The 18,023-nt window shown below is 57.4% G+C and carries 17 protein-coding genes; 7 read left to right on the forward strand and 10 right to left on the reverse strand.

Annotated elements, in window-relative coordinates; genetic code table 11:
- Positions 1-36: 36 nt before the first annotated feature.
- The 3 genes from B3Q33_RS11780 to B3Q33_RS11790 form a co-directional block, all read right to left on the reverse strand.
- The gene (locus tag B3Q33_RS11780; protein ID WP_273009455.1) at positions 37-345 is read right to left on the reverse strand and encodes a hypothetical protein; all 309 of its coding nucleotides are present in this window, start codon (positions 343-345) and stop codon (positions 37-39) included.
- Between the two features lie 197 nt (positions 346-542).
- On the reverse strand, positions 543-1,571 hold the full coding sequence (locus tag B3Q33_RS11785) for an AraC family transcriptional regulator (RefSeq protein ID WP_273009453.1): 1,029 nt from the start codon (positions 1,569-1,571) through the stop codon (positions 543-545).
- Positions 1,572-1,837: 266 nt separating this feature from the next.
- On the reverse strand, positions 1,838-2,539 hold the full coding sequence (locus B3Q33_RS11790; RefSeq protein WP_273009451.1) for an SIMPL domain-containing protein: 702 nt from the start codon (positions 2,537-2,539) through the stop codon (positions 1,838-1,840).
- 163 nt (positions 2,540-2,702) lie between these two features.
- On the opposite strand from B3Q33_RS11790, the gene apbC reads away from it, so the two are divergent.
- Positions 2,703-3,788, forward strand: coding sequence for an iron-sulfur cluster carrier protein ApbC (gene apbC, locus B3Q33_RS11795; protein WP_035249577.1), 1,086 nt, complete (start codon positions 2,703-2,705; stop codon positions 3,786-3,788).
- 116 nt (positions 3,789-3,904) lie between these two features.
- Entirely contained in the window at positions 3,905-4,474 is a 570-nt protein-coding gene (gene dcd, locus B3Q33_RS11800) for a dCTP deaminase (protein ID WP_035249579.1), read from the forward strand.
- 187 nt (positions 4,475-4,661) lie between these two features.
- Here dcd and B3Q33_RS11805 read toward each other — a convergent pair whose 3' ends face one another.
- From B3Q33_RS11805 to purM, 4 genes are read right to left on the reverse strand one after another with little or no spacing between them, the layout of a single operon-like run.
- Positions 4,662-5,375 carry a DUF3108 domain-containing protein gene (locus B3Q33_RS11805; protein ID WP_035249580.1) on the reverse strand — a complete coding sequence of 238 codons (714 nt, stop codon included), beginning with the start codon at positions 5,373-5,375 and terminating at the stop codon, positions 4,662-4,664.
- A gap of 2 nt (positions 5,376-5,377) precedes the next feature.
- On the reverse strand, positions 5,378-6,052 hold the full coding sequence (locus tag B3Q33_RS11810) for a DUF3108 domain-containing protein (RefSeq protein ID WP_232222123.1): 675 nt from the start codon (positions 6,050-6,052) through the stop codon (positions 5,378-5,380).
- Positions 6,053-6,059: 7 nt separating this feature from the next.
- Complete coding sequence (gene purN / locus B3Q33_RS11815) at positions 6,060-6,701, reverse strand: phosphoribosylglycinamide formyltransferase (protein WP_035249583.1); 642 nt, start codon at positions 6,699-6,701, stop codon at positions 6,060-6,062.
- Entirely contained in the window at positions 6,698-7,741 is a 1,044-nt protein-coding gene (purM, locus tag B3Q33_RS11820) for a phosphoribosylformylglycinamidine cyclo-ligase (RefSeq protein WP_035249585.1), read from the reverse strand. Before purM ends, purN begins: the two co-directional genes overlap by 4 nt.
- A 213-nt stretch (positions 7,742-7,954) precedes the next feature.
- Here purM and B3Q33_RS11825 point away from each other — a divergent pair, with 213 nt between their 5' ends.
- The 3 genes from B3Q33_RS11825 (at position 7,955) to B3Q33_RS11835 (ending at position 14,257) form a co-directional block, all read left to right on the forward strand.
- Positions 7,955-8,953 (forward strand): DUF2066 domain-containing protein, encoded by a 999-nt coding sequence (locus B3Q33_RS11825; RefSeq protein ID WP_272962986.1) that lies wholly within the window; start codon positions 7,955-7,957, stop codon positions 8,951-8,953.
- 3 nt (positions 8,954-8,956) lie between these two features.
- Positions 8,957-9,646, forward strand: coding sequence for a DnaA regulatory inactivator Hda (gene hda, locus B3Q33_RS11830; protein ID WP_035249589.1), 690 nt, complete (start codon positions 8,957-8,959; stop codon positions 9,644-9,646).
- 162 nt (positions 9,647-9,808) lie between these two features.
- Positions 9,809-14,257 carry a choice-of-anchor Q domain-containing protein gene (locus tag B3Q33_RS11835; RefSeq protein ID WP_273009449.1) on the forward strand — a complete coding sequence of 1,483 codons (4,449 nt, stop codon included), beginning with the start codon at positions 9,809-9,811 and terminating at the stop codon, positions 14,255-14,257.
- Here the strand turns inward: B3Q33_RS11835 and B3Q33_RS11840 are convergent.
- The gene (locus B3Q33_RS11840) at positions 14,219-14,515 is read right to left on the reverse strand and encodes a hypothetical protein (protein WP_035249593.1); all 297 of its coding nucleotides are present in this window, start codon (positions 14,513-14,515) and stop codon (positions 14,219-14,221) included. The two genes, B3Q33_RS11835 and B3Q33_RS11840, sit on opposite strands and share 39 nt — an antisense overlap.
- Before the next feature lie 149 nt (positions 14,516-14,664).
- On the opposite strand from B3Q33_RS11840, the gene sthA reads away from it, so the two are divergent.
- A complete protein-coding gene (gene sthA / locus B3Q33_RS11845; RefSeq protein ID WP_272962984.1) occupies positions 14,665-16,062 on the forward strand; it encodes a Si-specific NAD(P)(+) transhydrogenase in 1,398 nt (465 codons plus the stop codon).
- A 164-nt stretch (positions 16,063-16,226) separates the two neighbouring features.
- Here the strand turns inward: sthA and smrA are convergent, their stop codons facing one another.
- Positions 16,227-16,826: a DNA endonuclease SmrA gene (smrA, locus tag B3Q33_RS11850; protein ID WP_272962983.1), complete on the reverse strand. Its 600-nt coding sequence runs from the start codon at positions 16,824-16,826 to the stop codon at positions 16,227-16,229.
- A 90-nt stretch (positions 16,827-16,916) separates the two neighbouring features.
- Between smrA and B3Q33_RS11855 the strand changes: the two genes are divergently transcribed.
- Positions 16,917-17,240 (forward strand): hypothetical protein, encoded by a 324-nt coding sequence (locus tag B3Q33_RS11855; RefSeq protein ID WP_272979833.1) that lies wholly within the window; start codon positions 16,917-16,919, stop codon positions 17,238-17,240.
- 347 nt (positions 17,241-17,587) lie between these two features.
- On the opposite strand, the gene B3Q33_RS11860 is transcribed toward B3Q33_RS11855, so the two are convergent.
- Positions 17,588-18,023 (reverse strand): glutathione S-transferase N-terminal domain-containing protein (locus B3Q33_RS11860; protein WP_286827589.1); only part of this gene is annotated, 436 nt, incomplete at its 5' end.

Raw genomic sequence — 18,023 nt, forward strand, 5'->3', positions numbered from 1 at the left:
AACAGGCGATCAGCGCAAGCTGATGGGGTGGGGCAGTTAGCCGGGCAGCGCCCGTGCCACATCTTCCAATACCCGGATCATATTCATGGCCCGGAATGGATGGGACAGGGTAAAGGGAGCGTCGGGCCGGTCCTGGGAGCTGGGATAAACCAGGATGCAGGGTTTGTCACTCTTGCTGGAGGTGGCGCGAGGGCTATCTTTGGCGGTCACCAGCAGTACGTCGGCCTGACCCGGGTCGGCATTCTCCCAGATGACACTGCAGTGGCCATTGATGATGCCCATCATGGAGACAAAGGCGCTGGCTGAGTCATGGGTGAGGCCGCTGACGGAAATTTTTCGGTTCATGGTGCGTCCCTGTAACGGTTCCCGAAACCGGCATAGCCGGTGGTTTGAGGGAACTTCGTGATCCCTTGGGAACTGTTGTAGTCAACCGCTGGCGGTATGGGCAAAGCGATAACGACCAGCGGCGGTGAGGTAGACACTGAACGGGGCTATAAGTAAATGCGCATAAGAGAAAGCCGACAAAGCGTGTAAGTGATTTCCTACAAATCCGGCTTTTGTTGGGTGCGAAACTGGCCAGGGGTCATCCCCGTATGTCGCTTGAAGCTGCGTTGAAATGACCGAATATCCGAGTAGCCCAGGGCTTCGGCGATTTCTGCCTGGGGGGCCGGGCTCTGGCAGAGTAATTGCCGGGCCTGATGCAGTCGCACCTGGTCCAGCAGTTTCTGCCAGCTGTGGCCTTCATCGGCGAGCCGACGGTGCAGGGTGCGCACGTTCATACCCAGCCGTTCGGCGATGGTTTCCTTGCGCGGCAGGGAATGGCCAATGGCATCCTGAATGCACTGTTTTACCCGCTGGGCCAGGCTGGTTTCCACGCCCAGCTGGTGAAGCTGTTGAATGGCGTGGGCTTCCAGGGTCGACAGCAATAGCGGGTCCGGCTGGCGAATCGGTTGTTCCAGCAGGTCCGGCGGACCGATCAGGGCAGAGCAGGGTTGCGCGAACCGCACCTCGCAGAGGAACACCCGCTGGTATTCCTCCACCAGTGCGGGGCTGGGTCGGGGATGTTCCAGCCAGACTTCGGCGGGGGCCAGTTGGTCATTGCCGGTCAGCCAGCGGGCGTAGCGGATCCAGGAGCCCAGCACATTGTCTATCAGGTGTTGGCGAGCGGGTTGTTGTCTGTAGCGACAGTCCCAGCGAATGGCGGCCTGGTTGTCGTCAATGCGGGTGTCGGTGGTGCCCATATCGCCCACCAGCTTTTCATAGAGGCTGACCTTGGACAGGGCTTCCTGGAGAGTGCCGGCACTCATGGCGATGTAACCCATCACATTATAGGAGCCCGGCTGGACAAACTCGGAGGTGTGCAGGCCGAAGAGCGGGTCGCGGGAGTGATCAATCAGAGTGTGCAGCAGCGTCTGGAAGCTGACACCGGGAATGCGAGCGTCCGGCTGGCGGACCCGTTCCGCATCCAGCGCTGCGGTATCCAGCGCCGCAGCGATATCCAGCCCCCGGGCTTCACCGTGGGCAAGATACTGCTGCAGCGCGGCGCTGCAGATCTGACCGAGGCGATCCATTAGGGCCTGCTCCCACTAATTCCGTGGCCCCTGCTGGAGTCATTTTTTTGTCCAGTAGTTCCAACCGGTGCGCGGTGTAGTTGTTCTACATAAGTAACGGTTGGGGCTGCTGGACGGAAAAAGGGCCCAGCCCTTCGGGTTGAGGCCCAAAATGCGCCACTCGTTGTTGCTCGTCGTTCATTTGGAGACACCAAACATCTCTCCTCGCGCCTAGATTGGCGCATTTTGGGCCGCAACAGGGGCCTCGGAATTAGTGGGAGCAGGCCCTAGTCCAGTTCGAAGGTGATCTGGACCCGGGCGGTGATATCGGTTTCGCCGGGCCGGTAGCTGTCGGCGTTACCGCTTTTCTCGCTCCGTGCCATCATCATTACCGGTTGCGGGGGCTGGAAATCCTGGGCCTGGATCTGGATAGCCTTGCCAAGCTCCCGGTCAGCGGCCTCGGCGATGATGCTGGCCCGCTGGCGGGCATCTGCCACCGCTTTCTCCAGAGCCTGATTGGCCAGCTCGTCGGCGTTGCTGACTTCGATGCCGGCCGGGCGAATATCCCGCAAACCTTGCTTGGCCAGGCCGTCGAGCAGCTGGGTATAGGTGTCCAGGCCATTGGCCCGGAAGGTGACGTCACGGCTTACCTGATGGCCGATCAGTTTACGCTCCGGCTGGTATTGCCATTGCGGCTGAACGCGCAGATCGCTGGCGCGCACCTGTTTTTCCTCAATATCCAGGTCGTCCGCCAGGTCGAGCATATCGGCTACGGTGTCGTCGACGCGGGATTTCATGGCGGCAATGTCGTCGCCCTGTTCGCTGGCAGTCGCTACCACGCGGAAAATATCCGGTTGCGCTGAGATGTCGCCACTGCCGGACACGGTGATGCTGTCAGGTCCGTGATTGATAAGATGGGGGGCATCGTTGCAGGCTGTCAGGCTCAATGCTCCCAGGGCGATTAGGGATGCGGCGGTGATGCGTTTCATGGACTCTCCTTGTACTGCCGTGCAATCGGCACTCTATTTTGCGCATTTACAGCGGGATAACCACCCCATGGTTCGCGTTTGTGCAACGAATAACTTCCGCGAAGGTGGCTTGGTTGTTAACGGCTTAGCCCCTATCATCGCACCTCTCGAAACGGAGGCCATTATGAGTTCAGCCGAGCAACGCATTCGACAGCAACTGGGCGGTTTTATTCCCGACGATCTGGGTGTCAGCCTGACGTCCGTGGATGCCATTGAATCACTGACTGTGGATGACAGCACCGTCCACGCCCGAATCGTTCTTGGTTTTCCGATTGACGGTATCCGTGAGCACCTAATGACCCAGATCCGGGAGCATGTGAGCGAGGTGCTGGGAGGGCGTGAGCTGGCCCTGGATCTGACGGCGAAGATTATTCCGCATCGCGCTCAGAGCAGCTTGCCGGCCATGGACCAGGTGGCCAATGTGATTGCCATCGCTTCTGGCAAGGGGGGCGTTGGCAAGTCCACCACGGCAGTGAATCTGGCATTGGCCTTACAGGCGGAAGGCGCCCGGGTGGGGCTGCTTGATGCGGACGTATTCGGCCCTAGTCAGCCGCTGATGCTGGGGTTGCCAGACGGTACCCGCCCGGAGGTACTCGAAGGTAAGTACTTTGTGCCGGTGGATGCCTATGGTTTGCAGACCATGTCCATGGGCTATCTGACCACCAAGCAGACCCCGGTGGTCTGGCGTGGCCCGAAAGCCAGTGGTGCTCTGGTGCAAATGATGGAGCAGACCCGTTGGCATCATCTGGATTATCTGCTGGTGGATTTGCCGCCAGGTACCGGTGATATCCAGTTGACTCTGGCCCAGAAAATTCCGGTGGCCGGCGCGGTGGTGATTACCACGCCCCAGGACATTGCCCTGCTGGACGCCATCAAGGGCGTGGAGATGTTCCGCAAGGTGGATATCCGCGTGCTGGGCATCGTTGAGAACATGGCGGTGCATATCTGCAGCCAGTGTGGCCATCATGAGCATGTGTTTGGCCAGGGCGGTGGAGAAAAGATGGCCAGTGAGTATCACACCGAAGTGCTGGCGGCCCTGCCGCTGTCCTTGCGTATCCGCGAACAGGCAGACAGCGGTGAACCGATGGTGGCGGCCTGCCCGGACAGCGAGGAGGCAGGCCTGTACCGCCAGGCTGCCCGTCGGCTGGCAGCGAGACTGTCACTGACGGAAGGCGGCAAGCGGGCGTTTCCCAAGGTGACGCAGCATTGAACAAACGCCACATGTCGGGGCCGAATTAGCGGCGCCCCACATCTGGCGCCCGGCGTTCGGCGTCTATACCATTATCTGCTTGAACGCCAACCACCCCGGAATTTTGAGGCGCAACAATGACGATTAAATCGGATCGCTGGATTACCCGCATGGCCGCCGAGAAGGGCATGATTGAGCCCTTTCAGAGCGGACAGATCCGCGCGGATGAAAATGGCGAAAAAATGATTTCCTATGGTGTGTCCAGCTACGGGTACGATGTGCGCTGTGCGGATGAATTCAAGGTGTTCACCAATATTCATTCCGCTACGGTAGACCCGAAGGCTTTCGATGAGCGCAGCTTCGTGGACATCAAAGGCGACTACTGCATTATTCCGCCTAATTCCTTTGCGCTCGCACGAACTGTGGAATACTTCCGCATTCCCCGTAATGTGCTGACCATCTGTCTGGGCAAGTCCACCTACGCCCGCTGCGGCATTATCGTCAATGTGACGCCGCTGGAGCCGGAGTGGGAGGGCCATGTGACCCTGGAGTTTTCCAACACCACTACGCTGCCGGCAAAAATTTATGCCCACGAAGGTGTGGCGCAGATGTTGTTCTTCGAGTCCGATGAGGTGTGTGAAACGTCTTATATGGATCGGGGCGGGAAATACCAGGGCCAGCGCGGTGTCACCCTGCCACGGGCCTGAAGCCAGCTTCTCACCTTGTCGTAGGCGTGTCGATAGCAGGGTCGGTCAAAAAAAATTCACCACAGAGAGCACAGAGCAAACCCTTTCTTTCCTTCAGTGATATCTGTGCCCTCTGTGGTAAATCCGTCTTTTCAGGCGTTGGACTATCGCGCCGCCAGCGACGCTCCTACAGAGGGGGGGCGGGCTGCTAGGACGACGGCGGCAGATCCGGGCCGTCGTAATCAATCATGATCAATTCTGCCTTGAGCAGGGTGCTTTCAATGTGCCTGGCCTTGACCACCATGTAGTCCAGGCTTGGCGCCACCCAGAACAGGGTGCGACGTTTCTCCTTGCTGTCCCCTTCGCGCTTTTTTTCCACCAGCAGGGTGTCGATTTCGCCCATGGGCGTATCGATCACTTCCCGGTCGATGATCTCGAAATGATGGGTGCGCAGCTTGTCACCGTAGACACTGGTGACTTTGTAGGCCTTGTCACCGGTAGCAAACACACAACGCCCGCGCAGCAGAATGGTTAGCTCGTCCAGGGTGTTTTCCGGAATTTCCAGGCTTTCCTGATCGTCCTCGGATTCGTTGTGGACCATGGGTGGGTTCCACTGGAAATCCATATGGTGGTAGCGGTGTTGGCCGAAGCCCTTGAATTCATGGACATACTGGTTGGTGCGGGGCTGACAGTCGCGCCAGTGGAAATAACTCTCTTCGGTGTTGGTAAGCAGAAAGGATTTGGCCTTCAACAGCATGCGGTAATAGTCTTTGCCTTCAGCCGGTTCCAGTACCAGGTCGGCCTTGACCGGGGTGGGCAGCTTGTTCACATAAATGCGGAATTCGGCCGCAAAAGGAGCCAGTGGTTCGGCACCGGCTACGCTGCTGGCGGCTACCAGTAAGGCAAGAATAATCCGTCGCACCGTTAGTCTCCCTCGATAGATTGCAGCTTCATCACGTGGTCGCCATCACTGTTTTCCTGCAGCAGTTGGACGAGCAGATAATCATGCTGCGGTGCAAACCACATGTAGGTCTGCCGTTTGCTGTTGGTGCCGCGCTGGCGCTGTACTTTTACTGTCTCTACCTGCTTGCCGTCAATATTCAGATGTTCCTCGCCGACTACACGGTAGCGGTGTGCTTCCATGGAGCGCTCATCGGCAACCTGCAGTTTGATGTCACGCTGGCCTGCCTGAAGAGAGCATTGCAGGGCCAGAGAGACGGAGAGTTCGTCCGTGGCTTGATCTGTGATCGGGTAGTTGCGCGTGGGTTTATCCGTGCGTTCACTGGCGGCGACCCCGGCCTCCCGGTCCAGATGTAGTTTGGCTTCCTTGACCCGCCCCAGGCCACGACGGTAGTAGCCATAGAACGTGCTTTCGGGAATACATTGTTGCCAGTCGAACAGGGTGGTTTCGCGGATTTCGCCCAGCCAGTTTTTGGCCTGCACTTCCATTTTCCACAGGCCGTCCTGCATGGGTTTCAGGGTACGTGTGGCCGTAACGGTGAAAGGAATGCCTTCACTCTTCAGACTGTAATCCAGAGAAAAAGGCGCAACCGGTGACGCAGCATGGCTGGCCGGAGCCACCAGGGCCAATGTCAGCAACAGACTGCTAGACCAGTTGAAACCCCTGTTCGGGGAGAGGTTTGGCATCCAGCATGACTCCGTTTTGATTCAGTTCCAGGCGCTGTTCAGCACGCCATTGCAACACCAGAGGATAAAGCAGGTGTTCGCGTTGTTGTACGCGTTTGGACAAGGAATCAACGGTATCGTTCGCAAGGACGTCCAGCGGGGCCTGGGCGATCAGCGGGCCGCCATCCAGTTCTTCGGTGACGAAATGGATGGAGCAGCCATGCTGTTGATCGCCGGCTTCCAGAGCGCGGGCATGGGTATGGAGCCCTCGGTACTTGGGCAATAGAGAGGGATGGATGTTGATCAGCTGGCCGGCATAGTGGCGGACAAACAGCGCAGAGAGAATGCGCATGAAACCGGCCAGGACCACCGTGCCGGGCTGGTAACGGTCCAGGGTGGTGATCATTGCCTGGTCGAATGCTTCCCGGCTGTCGTACTGGCGATGATCCAGTACTTCGGTGGCAATGCCGGCATGCTGGGCACGGCTCAGGCCACCGGCATCGGCACGGTTGGACAGTACCACTGCGATTTGTGCATCCAGGCGGCCACTATCAATGGCCGCCATGATGGCCTGCAGATTGGTACCTGAGCCGCTGATCAGAACAGCAAGGCGGTGCGTCACTCTGCCAGGCCTTCCAGCACCACTCCCGGTTCCCCTTCGCCGGCCTGGATTTCACCCATCAGGAAGGCGACTTCGCCTTCGGCTTCCATCAATGCCAGGGTGGCATCCACCTGATCCGCCGGGACGGCGATGACCATGCCGACACCACAGTTAAAGGTGCGGTACATCTCGAAAGCCGGGACCTGGCCTTCTTGCTGCAACCACTTGAATACGGCGGGGAATTCCCAGCTACGGGTGTCGATAACTGCACGGGTGTTGTCCGGCATCACCCGGGGCAGGTTTTCCGGCAGGCCGCCGCCGGTGATGTGTGCCAGGGCATGCACGGGCACCTGCTCGATAAGTTTCAGCAGGGGTTTGACATAGATGCGGGTGGGTGCCAGCAGATGCTCCATCAGGGGCTGGCCTTCCAGCTCGATGTTGATATCGGACTGGGCCATGATGCGGCGAATCAGCGAATAGCCGTTGGAGTGGGGGCCGGAGGACGCGAGGCCGATGAGTTTGTCGCCGGCCTGGAGCTTGCTGCCATCCAGCACGCCATCTTTTTCCACCACGCCGACACAGAAGCCGGCCAGATCGTAATCCTCGCCCTCGTACATTCCCGGCATTTCTGCGGTTTCACCACCGATCAGGGCACAACCGGCCATTTCGCAGCCTTCACCGATGCCAGTGACAACGCTGGTGGCGGTGTCCACATCCAGTTTGCCGGTGGCGTAATAGTCGAGAAAGAACAGGGGCTCGGCGCCACCCACGATCAGGTCGTTGACACACATGGCCACCAGATCGATGCCTACCTTGTCGTGGCGACCGGTATCAATGGCCAGGCGCAGCTTGGTGCCAACCCCGTCGGTACCGGCTACCAGAACCGGGTTCTTGTAGCGGCTGGGCAGCTCGCAGAGGGCGCCAAAACCGCCCAGACCGCCCAGCACCTCGGGACGGCGGGTGCGTTTGGCCACGGGGGCGATACGTTTTACCAGCTCGTTGCCAGCGTCGATATCGACACCGGCGTCACGGTAAGTCAGCGGCCGTTTCTGATCGGTCATGGGGGGCTCCGGATTGGTGAAGGCGCGTATTTTAAGGGTGAGGGGGCTATCTTTCCAGCCAAACCGGCAGAATTGCCGCTGGCGACGCGCCTCACGCGGTGCCAGTAGAAAACCTTTGCGCGATTGCACTCTCTCTGCTTTCAGTCGTCTCGCGTCCCGGCGGGTTATCAGTGATAATAGCGCGCTTGAATTTTCAGGTTGGAATGGGCGGTCATGCGTTTTCTTGGAATGGTGGCATTGTTGTTGGGGTTGGCCCTTGTGGCTCAGGCAGAGTCTCTGAATACAGTGGAGCTGACGGTGGAAAGCCGTGGCGAGGCTCAGCGCCAGCAGGCTCTGCAGCAAGGGCTGAAGGACATGCTGGTGCGCCTGAGTGGCAAACAACAGGTGCTTGAGCAGCCGGTATTAGAGCAGGCTCTGGCGCAGCTGGATCGTTGGGTCACTCGCTACGATTACGACGGTGATCAACTGATGGTCCGCTATGACACTCGCGGCTTGATGGATTTCATGGCGGCAGCAGGGGCGCCGGTATGGGGCTTTCCCCGTCCTAAGGTGTTGATCTGGTTGGTAGAGCAGGGAGCCGGCCGTGGAGACATGGTGGCGGGAGAGCATGAACTGCGCGACCACCTGGTTGGCGAAGCCCGGCGTCGGGGGCTTTCCCTGGTAGTGCCCGAATGGGACAGCCAAGACCGCAATGCGGTCACCGTAGCGGATGTCCGCGGCCGTTTCGATAATCAGTTGCTGTCCGCTTCCGACCGTTATCCCCATGAGCTTGTTGTCGCTGCCGTCTTATATGAAGGCTCGCCGGCCACGGTGAGCTGGCGTGTGCTTCAGGGCAAGAAGACCTTGGACCAGGGCCGTGAGAAAAGTGCCTCCGCTGAGCAGGCGGTGACGACGCTGGTGGATGCGGTGACCGATCAGCTCGCCCAACGTTATGCGGTGGCCAGCAGCGCTTCCGAGCGGCTCACCTTGTTGGAGGTCGAGCAGGTGGAAACGCTCGCTGATTGGCATCAACTCCAGGCTTTCCTGGCAGGGCTGAGTGGTATGCGGGCCGTTTCGCTGGTACAGACCACTGATCAGGGCGTGACTTTCGGCCTGGATTTCGGTGCCAGCGATTCCCAGCTACGTAGCCTGCTGGAGCTTTCCCGACAATTGCGCCCCTGCCCGGACGAGTCGGTCGCCGGGCCGCAGTGGCGCTACTGCTGGCGTTCCTGATCCATGAGCGCACAGCTGCCCCTGGCGCTGCAATTGCGTGAGGGAAATAACCTCTCCAACTTCCTTTCCGGCCCCAACGGGGCCGCGCTGGCCGGTGTCCGTGAAGTGGTGCTGGGTGCAGACCGGCAGGCCTTTATCTGGGGCGGGGAACAGCAGGGCAAGAGCCACCTGCTGGAAGGGGCGGTTCGTCTGGCCCAGCAGCAGGGCATGGATGCTTGCCTGTTGCCTGCCAGCGAGCTACTGCCGCTGGTGCCGGCGGTGCTGGAGGCCATGGAACAATTCGATCTGTTGGCGCTGGATGATTGTCAGCGCTTTGCCGGCGATCCGGCCTGGGAAGAAGCCCTGTTTCACCTTTACAACCGTCTGATGGCGCAGGGCGGGCGCCTTCTGGTGACCGCAAATGCCTCTCCGGCCGCTGCCGGCCTGTTGCTGCCGGATCTGGCCACCCGCTTGGCCGCCGGGCCGGTATACAGGCTTGGCCCTTTGGAAGATGGTGATATGCAAAAAGTGTTGCAAGAGCGAGCCAAGGCCCGTGGGCTGCGGATTGAGCAGGATGTAGCTCACTATATCGTGTTGCGCAGCGAGCGCAGCCCTGGGGCGCTGATGGCGCTGCTGGACCGCCTTGACCGTATGGCCCTCGCGCAACAACGCTCGGTCACTATTCCCTTTGTCAAGGATGCGCTGGGGTGGTAAAAAGGGTCGCTTAACGAAGAAGCAACAGTTTGCTACGCAAGTAACCGGTATATTGATGATTCATTACATCAGGTTACGTTTCCGGCAATCTGAGTATTGCCGGATTTTGGATCCAGATTAGAACAATAACGCCAGGCACAAAAAAGCCTGCAGGAGCACAACATGCGCCACACTGCGCTTTGGCAAACCCTTGCGGGCTGCGCCCTTATTCTCGCAGCCGTCACCTCCCAGGCAACCGTTTACAAGATCGAGACCACGGACGATGTGGCCGTTTCTGCAGATCGTGTCATTTATACAGAAAATGATGCCCCCGATTTTACTCCGGCAGATAGCTATTACCAGGTGACAGCAGCATCCAGCGGTGGTTTGTGCACTCTGCGCGAAGCCATCTATGCGATCAGTTACCAAGTCAGCGTCGGGGCCTGTGAGGCGGGTACTGGTAATGACACCATTCGCTTGCTTGAAGGTGAGACGTACCTGTTGACCGAAGGGGAGCTTCCCTTGGGGGGCAGGAAAATCAAGTTTATTGATCAGACAAAAGAAGTTCTGGACCCCGAATGTACTATAACAGCCCAAAATGACTGTCTAGTAGAGATCGTTGTGAAAGTGCCTGTCGATCTTAATGAGGGCGATGACACTCCTATTTCGCCGAGTATCAGAATTGATGTGCTTCTGGACAGCTTTGAAGAAGCGGAAGACAAGGAAAAGCCGGTCATCTCGGCGGGCGGCAACAGCCGCCTGTTCCTGCTGGAGCGAGGTTCGCTGACGCTGAGTAATCTTGTTCTGCAGGAAGGCTCGGCGAATCATGAAATCGATCCGGCAGACCAAAATGGTGGGTTGATCCTGGCTCGGGGTGGGCTCGGCTTAGCAGAGAATGTCGAGTTGCGTGGAGGCCAAGCGGTCAACGGTGGCGCGGTATACCTTGAGAACGGTAGCAATCTGGACTTTCCGGAAAGCACGCTGTTCGAAGACAATGTGGCCAGCGGCAACGGTGCCGTGATAGCAACGTCTGCCGAATTTGATGGGGAAATTACCGGTCACCGTTTTTACATGGCAGGTAATGAATCGGAGTCTGATGGTGGCCTGTTCTATCTTGATGGAGATGAAGACCAGCAGATTCTTTTTGATCTGACGAATGGAACTATCACCAACAATAGTGGTGGCGTGATTCAGTTGGTAGCGCCAAAGCACCAGCTTGTGCTGCAGAATATGACGATTGTTTTCAACGAAGGCTTGGCGTTGCATCTTGACGAAGCTCAGCTGGATGTGCCGACCGACCCGAATGCAGATCCGCCTGAAGCTTTCAGTACCGCTTTTATCTTCAATACGGTGCTGGCGGGTAACAGCGCTGGCGCTTGTGCGGGTACTGCGCTGGATGGAATTGACGATGCCGATGCCACCCTGCTTTACACCATTACCGACGATGCGACATGCCCCTTGCCGCGGGAGCAGACCGAAGGGACGCCGGTGACACTGGACCCGAACGGGGCAACGGCTGAAGTACTGCTTGGCTGGAATGAGGCAACGATGAGTCGTGTCACTTGCGTGGGGACCGGCTCCGGAGCCTGCATGCCGATTCCTGCCGAGGAGCTGGGCGGAAATTTTCCTGGCTTTCTCCCTAACCCGGAACCCGCCGGGTTGGATACGACAATACCGGAGGCGACTCCCAGCCTGTTCGATCGCGGTAACCCGGAAACGGTAGATCAATGTGCCAAGGAAGACATGCGCGGTCAATCGCGGGGTGGTGCTGGTGGACGTTGTGACGTGGGCGCGGTGGAATTTCTGCGTGCACTGGCGCAACCGGATGAGATTGATCTGATTAGCGGCCGGACAGTACTCGGTGATGTGCTGAAAAACGACAGAAATGACACCATGGTGGATTGTGGACGTCTGGAACAGATCATTATTGATGAAGGCACCTGCCCGGCCATTGATAGTGCCTGTCTTGAGCAAGAAGTACTCGAACGTTGCATGACGATTATTGTTGCCCCTGAGCGTGGACGGGCATCAGTGGAAATTGATGACCAAGGCTATCCTCGTATTCGTTATTCCCCTGACAGCAGTTTTCACGGCGTAGACCAGATTCGTTATGTGGTTTCCCGGCATGCCTTTGCCGGTGGCACCGATATTGGTCTGGATCAGAGTGAAATCGCCAATATGGTGGCGCAACCGGCCAGTGGTCTTACAGAGTCCAAGAGCATTCTAGGTGGCAACAGCGGCGGTTCTTTTTCAGTCCTGGCATTTTTGACGTTGATCGCTAGTGGCCTGCTGCGTCGGTGGCGTTCAGGGCTTGTTGCCCTTGCCGTTATGCTATCGGGCACAGTGTTGGCAGCTGATATTGAAGTGAACTCCCTGCTCGATGATAACCCCTCCATTACCAACGATGGCCTGTGCACCTTGCGAGAAGCGTTGGCCAATGCGGCCACTTTCAGTAGCCCGGATTGTGATTTCGGTGCCAAAGGCGAAGACCGCATCCTGCTACCTGCTGGTGATATCCATCTGGAAGGCACCCTGGTCATCCAGGGGGGCAGTGTCGAGTTGGTCGGCAAGGGTGTTCGCAATGATGATGATGCAGAGCCGGATGCTGAAGACACCATTACCCGAATTATCGGGGATGGGCAGAGTCGATTGTTCGAAGTGCGAGCGCCAGTTAGCAATGGCCATCCCAATGTATTGTTTCGCTATCTCCAGCTGGAAGACGGTAATGCCTCAGTGCCTGGAGGTACCCCCGTGGGTGATCAGGGATTTGGCGGTGCAATCATTACCGGCGGCTCCGTGGTTTTCGACCGGGTTGTACTTCGCAATAACCGGGCAGACCGTTCCGGCGGGGTTATCTATGTACGGGCCAACGCCGGCAATGAAAAGCAGGTGTCCTTCAATCGTGCCTATGTGACAGGTAATGAGGCGTTGCAATCCGGTGGTGTTATGGCAACCACAGCTCAGAATGGAGAGAGTTTCCGGTTTGCCGCTGTTGATACAACGTTTGAGAACAACCATGCTGACGTTGAGGGCGGCGCCTTTGATTTGAATATTCCAACTGGCAATTTTATTGCATTTTCCAACAGTACCTTTGTGGATAACAGTGCACCGAAAGGCTCGGCCCTGGATCTCAGCGGCGTGGATATTAATGTCCGTCTGATGAATCTGACCTTCGTGAATAATGCTCCGGGAAATGGTATTGAACTGGGGGATTCTGAAGCCTCGGTCAGCTTAGCAAACAGTATTGTTGCGGCAAGTGGAGCCAGTTGCTCTACAGGTACCGGGGAATTGCGCGATAGCGTTTATAACCTGTTTTCAGACGCTGCATGTACGGCAAGTGGTACAGATGAGAACAATGATGATGGGGAAGGTGGAACCGCGGGCATGTCCACTGACCTTGCCGTTGAGTCGGGTAGTTCTACGGACTATACGCCTCCGTATCTCGTTGCTGCTGATCTCAACGATGCATTAATCATTGATGCTGGCAACGAAGACGATCTGCAATCTGGTACCTCAACCCCGCTGCGATGCCGTGCCACGGATTTGCGTGGTATTGCCAGGACGTCCGGGGGGGAGTGCGACCGTGGGGCATTCGAATATCAACAGATTACCGCTTCTGATGATGAGGCCAATAACCAGCGTGCTCCAGACCGCCGTGTCCTGATAGACGTCTTTGATAATGATTTGCCGAGTGATGGAGCCGAGATCCAGCTACTTGATGGAAATGGTGCGTTACTGGACGACAGGTTCGTTTTCACTCCGGCACAATTTGATATTGTCGGCGGGGAAGAGGAGGTCAATCCGGCGGCCGGCTCTTACACGTATGACTCAGCGACCCGCCGTTATGTTCTTGGTAGTAGTGGATCCCAAGCCGATGGCACCACCATTGAGTTTGTCTGGGAATTTTACAGCGAATCGGTTGATGGCTATGACGTGAAATGCGGCGATCCGCTTCCTCAGCGTTTTATCAATCGCAATCCGGACAATTACGATGATGGAGATGTGGCCGAAAATTGTATCGTCCTGTTCACTCCTTCAAACCAGGGCTTCATTCCAGATTCAATAGATCCAGCCAAGGATGCAGTTTGTGAAGCCCTCAATGATGATGAGAGAGACACGCCTCGGCTGGTTTTCCTGTACAACTTTGAAGACAACGCGAACCCGGCCCAGCAGTCCTCAGATGCTTCTGTCAGCATGAGTATCACCAACAAGGCACCGAGTATCACTGGGCAGACCCGCAGTAGCCGTCCTGGTGAATCGGTAACCTTTAAGATTACTGCTGATGACCCCGATGGTGACGCGAGTTCCATCAATTGGCCAACGCTTAGAATCAAGGATGAGCCTAATTTTACTAAACGTAGTAATGAAACGGGTAGCGCTCAGGGCACGGGGATAATCATAAATTCTGACGCACGCACCGTGACATACATCCCTGATAGCAACTTCAGTCCGTTCAAGGACCGCTTCACTCTGGAAGTGGAGGATTACTGTGGTAGTACGTCAGCGGCAGCCACCTTCACCATCACATACCCGGGAGAACAGGAAGACACCAGCGCTGGAAGCTGGAGTCTCGGCCTGTTCTCCAGCCTGCTATTACTGTTTTGGCGCCGCCGGCGCCTTGCGGCGGCGTAGCAGGCTGCGCCGCAACAGCTCCCAGATCAGCCCCCCGGCCAGCATGCTTGCTAGCAAGAGCAGCAATTTGGGGATGTCCACCAGTGTCCAGAACAGGATGTCGATGCTGGTGGGCTCCAGATTCTGAAGCACGATAATTGATACCAGTATCACTGCCAGAATCTGCAGGGCCCCGATCGGGTGGGCCACCAGCCAGCGTCCTGTCGTTTTGCCGCCACGGGCCAACTTCGAGGGCTTTTGTTCGCTGCGCTCTTCCATGTCAGGCTCCTGTTATTGAATTGAAACGATTCTTTCCTCTATCCCCACCATGCCCGTCTTGGCCAACATGGTCAGGCCTCTGCTTTGGTCTTACTCGTGCGAGCGAGGGGACATGCCTATAATAGTGCTGTCGTAGAAAGGAGAAGTGAATGGATATCAGTGCGGGTTGGGATCTGGTGGTGATCGGTAGCGGGCCGGCCGGTGAAGCGGCGGCGATGCAGGCGACAAAAAAAGGCCTGCGAGTGGCCATTGTCGAAGACCAGAAGTCCCTGGGCGGCAACTGCACACATTGGGGAACGATCCCTTCCAAGGCGCTTCGTCATCTGGTCCGCCAGGTGATCCGTACCCAGCGCAATCCGTTACTTCGCGGCATCATCAATCCCAGAGAAGTCCGCTGGCAGGATCTGATTGTCAGAACCCGTGAGGTGATCGATTCCCAGGTCCAGGTCCGTACGGATTTCTATATCCGCAACCGGGTGACGGTGTTTGGTGGAAGGGGTGAGTTGCTTGGCAACAATGAGGTGAGGGTGGAAGACCGGGAAGGGCGGCTGCATCTGTTGAAAACCCGTAACGTGGTGATTGCCACCGGCTCAAGGCCCTATCACCCGGAGGACGTGGATTTTGATCATCCCCGTATCTACGACTCCGATACCATTCTCACCATGGACCATACGCCGCGCCATATCATCATCTATGGGGCGGGGGTGATCGGCTCGGAATATGCCTGCATCTTTACCGGCCTGGGGATCCGGGTTGACCTGGTGAATTCACGGCAGCATCTGCTGGATTTTCTGGATACGGAAATTTCCGATGCGCTCAGTTATCACCTGCGCGAGCAGGGCTGCACCATTCGTCAGGATGAGGAGTACCAGCGGGTTGTTGCCGACGATGAGGGCGTCACCCTGGAATTGCAGTCCGGCAAGAAACTGCGCGCTGACGCCTTGCTTTGGTGTAATGGTCGTTCCGGCAACACTCAGGACATGGGGCTGGAAGCAGCCGGGCTGAAACCCAACAACCGGGGGCAATTACAGGTCAATGAGCGCTACCAGACCGAGGTGGAAGGTATTTATGCCGTCGGCGATGTGGTGGGGTGGCCATCTCTTGCCAGTGCGTCCTATGATCAGGGCCGTTTCTGTGCGGCGGCCATTGCTGGCGATGAAGTACGGCAGGTGACCGACGTGCCTACTGGGATCTATACCATTCCGGGTATCAGTAGTGTGGGGCGTAACGAGCAGGAGCTCACCGAAGCCAAGGTGCCCTATGAAGTCGGGCAGGCCTTCTTTCGTAATCTGGCCCGCGCGCAGATTACCGGTGAGCGGGTGGGGATGCTGAAAATCCTGTTTCACCGGGAGACCCTGGCGGTGCTGGGTATCCATTGCTTCGGCTATCAGGCCATGGAAATTGTCCACGTAGGGCAGGCCATCATGCGCCAGCCCGGTGAGCTGAACACCCTGGAGTACTTCATCGACACCACCTTCAACTACCCGACCATGGCGGAAGCGTATCGGGTGGCGGCGATCAACGGGATTAACCGGATAAGAAGGTGAGGGTTGAATTGATAATTGAGAATGGATAATTGATAACGGCGCGGAATAGGCAAGGCAGCTAATTAGAGTGCTGGAGGCCGCGTCCCAAAGTAAGGTCGCGGCCTCCAGCGGTTAAGTACCCAAAGTCTGTCGGCGCGTAGTTATCAATTATCCATTCTCAATTATCAACTGCTTCTATTGTTCTTTCCCGCCTCCATAAAGAACTCCCTATTGCGCTGCCGTGACTGACTGCTTTTTCTGATCAGTACATAGGTGGCGCCGCTGCCGCCTTGATTCTGGGGGGCGGAATGGTAGGCGAGTACCAGGTGACTCTCCTCGAGCCAGTGCATTACGTAGCTTTTCAGGAAACCGGGACGCTCGCTGTGCACGCCTTTACCATGGTTGATCAGCACGGACCGCAGGCCCTGTTCGTGGGCTTTCATCAGAAAGGTCTGCATTCGGTCACGGGCATCCATCAAGCGTACCCGGTGCAGATCCAGCAGATCCTGGGCATCGTATTTGCCCAATCGCAATTTACGGTACACCCCTTCCTGAACACCGTTTTTCTTGACTCCGACAATGTCGGTGGGGCCAATCCGGGGGACCTGTTCCGGCACGGTGAGGGGATTGCGATCCTGGCGGTCGTCCATGGCGGCGGCGCGGCGCAGCTGTTCGCGCAGACTGTTTGGGCGCTTGGACCGGGGCTGAGTCGCGCGATTATCCGGTTTGATCGGTGTCACATCCGCCATCTCCTGGCGGAACAGATCATCGTCATTGGTGGCCATGGAACTGCTCCACAAAACCCGTTAGTTCATGCTTGCATGGTACACAAAGCGGGCAGAAACTGGCAGTGAGACCCTTCCCGAGAGGTAGTTATGGAGCGACGACGTTTCCGCAGGCCTCGACTGAGACTGAATGTCCGGGCTTCCATCGATCGAAAACCGGTGGGGCATATTCTCAATCTGACTGACGAGGGCCTGTGCCTTACCGGGCGTGGTACGCCACCTCAGGGCAGCCAGTCACTGCTACTGCAACTACCTTTAGCTTTATCGGGCCACCGTGAACTGTCAGTGATGGCGGAACACCGTTGGCATGATTATTTGCCCAATGGACATTGGCGGGGTGGGTTCAAGCTTCTGGCGGATGAGAACACGGCTGCGGCGCTGACCACTCTTGCCAGCCGTTACGGCGATAATTAGCCAAAACGAAAGAGGGGCCTCATCCATGAAGCCCGGTTTTCAGACCTGGAAGCGAATGCTCCCGAGATGGAACCTGTTTCAGTAAGGACGCGAATCGCGGCTTTCGCGCGAGTCACTTTTGTCCTCTGAATCGTGCCGATGACGTTTTGCATCACGTTTGCGACGTTCACGTTCAGCGCGCTTGTGTTCTTCGTTCCAATCGTCCGGTTCATAGTCATCAAAATGTCGACGACCCATGGTGCTACTCTCTTTACAGAATTAAAGGGGGTTCTCAGTGCTTTATATAGCACTAATCCGGGGAAGGGAGAAGTGTCCGGCACACCATTTGTTGATGCGCCGGGTTGCGATTATCGACCGTAAGTCTGATCCAGGTAATCCAGAATGTCCGCGGATTCGAATAGTTCTGCGCCAGTATTGGGATCTACCAGGTAGGGAACGGCGATGCGGCCGGCCCGTTCCATCAGGGCGATTCGGTTCCGCTGGCGGGGTGCGTAGTCATCAAGAAGGCGTCGACGTAGCGGCGGCAGCACCCAGTCTTGCCACTGATCCCGGCCGCACTGGCGGAGCAGGTAGGGCAGTTGCAGCTCGGTGAGGCGTTCCCGGACCAGCCTGGCAAAAGGGCTGGCTTCGAACGAGTAGAGCTCCAGTGCCTGTTCCGGCACCTGGCTGTCCTGGGCGCGTAGACCGCGGGAGGCACGGGGCAGTGACGCGGACACCGCCGCGGCCGTGCGCAGGCTGCGTATTAGCCAGCGGCGCGGCGCCGGGCGGCCGCCGTATTCCCGG

Source organism: Alcanivorax sp. UBA3183, from assembly GCF_002364155.1.
Lineage (GTDB): Bacteria > Pseudomonadota > Gammaproteobacteria > Pseudomonadales > Alcanivoracaceae > Alcanivorax > Alcanivorax jadensis.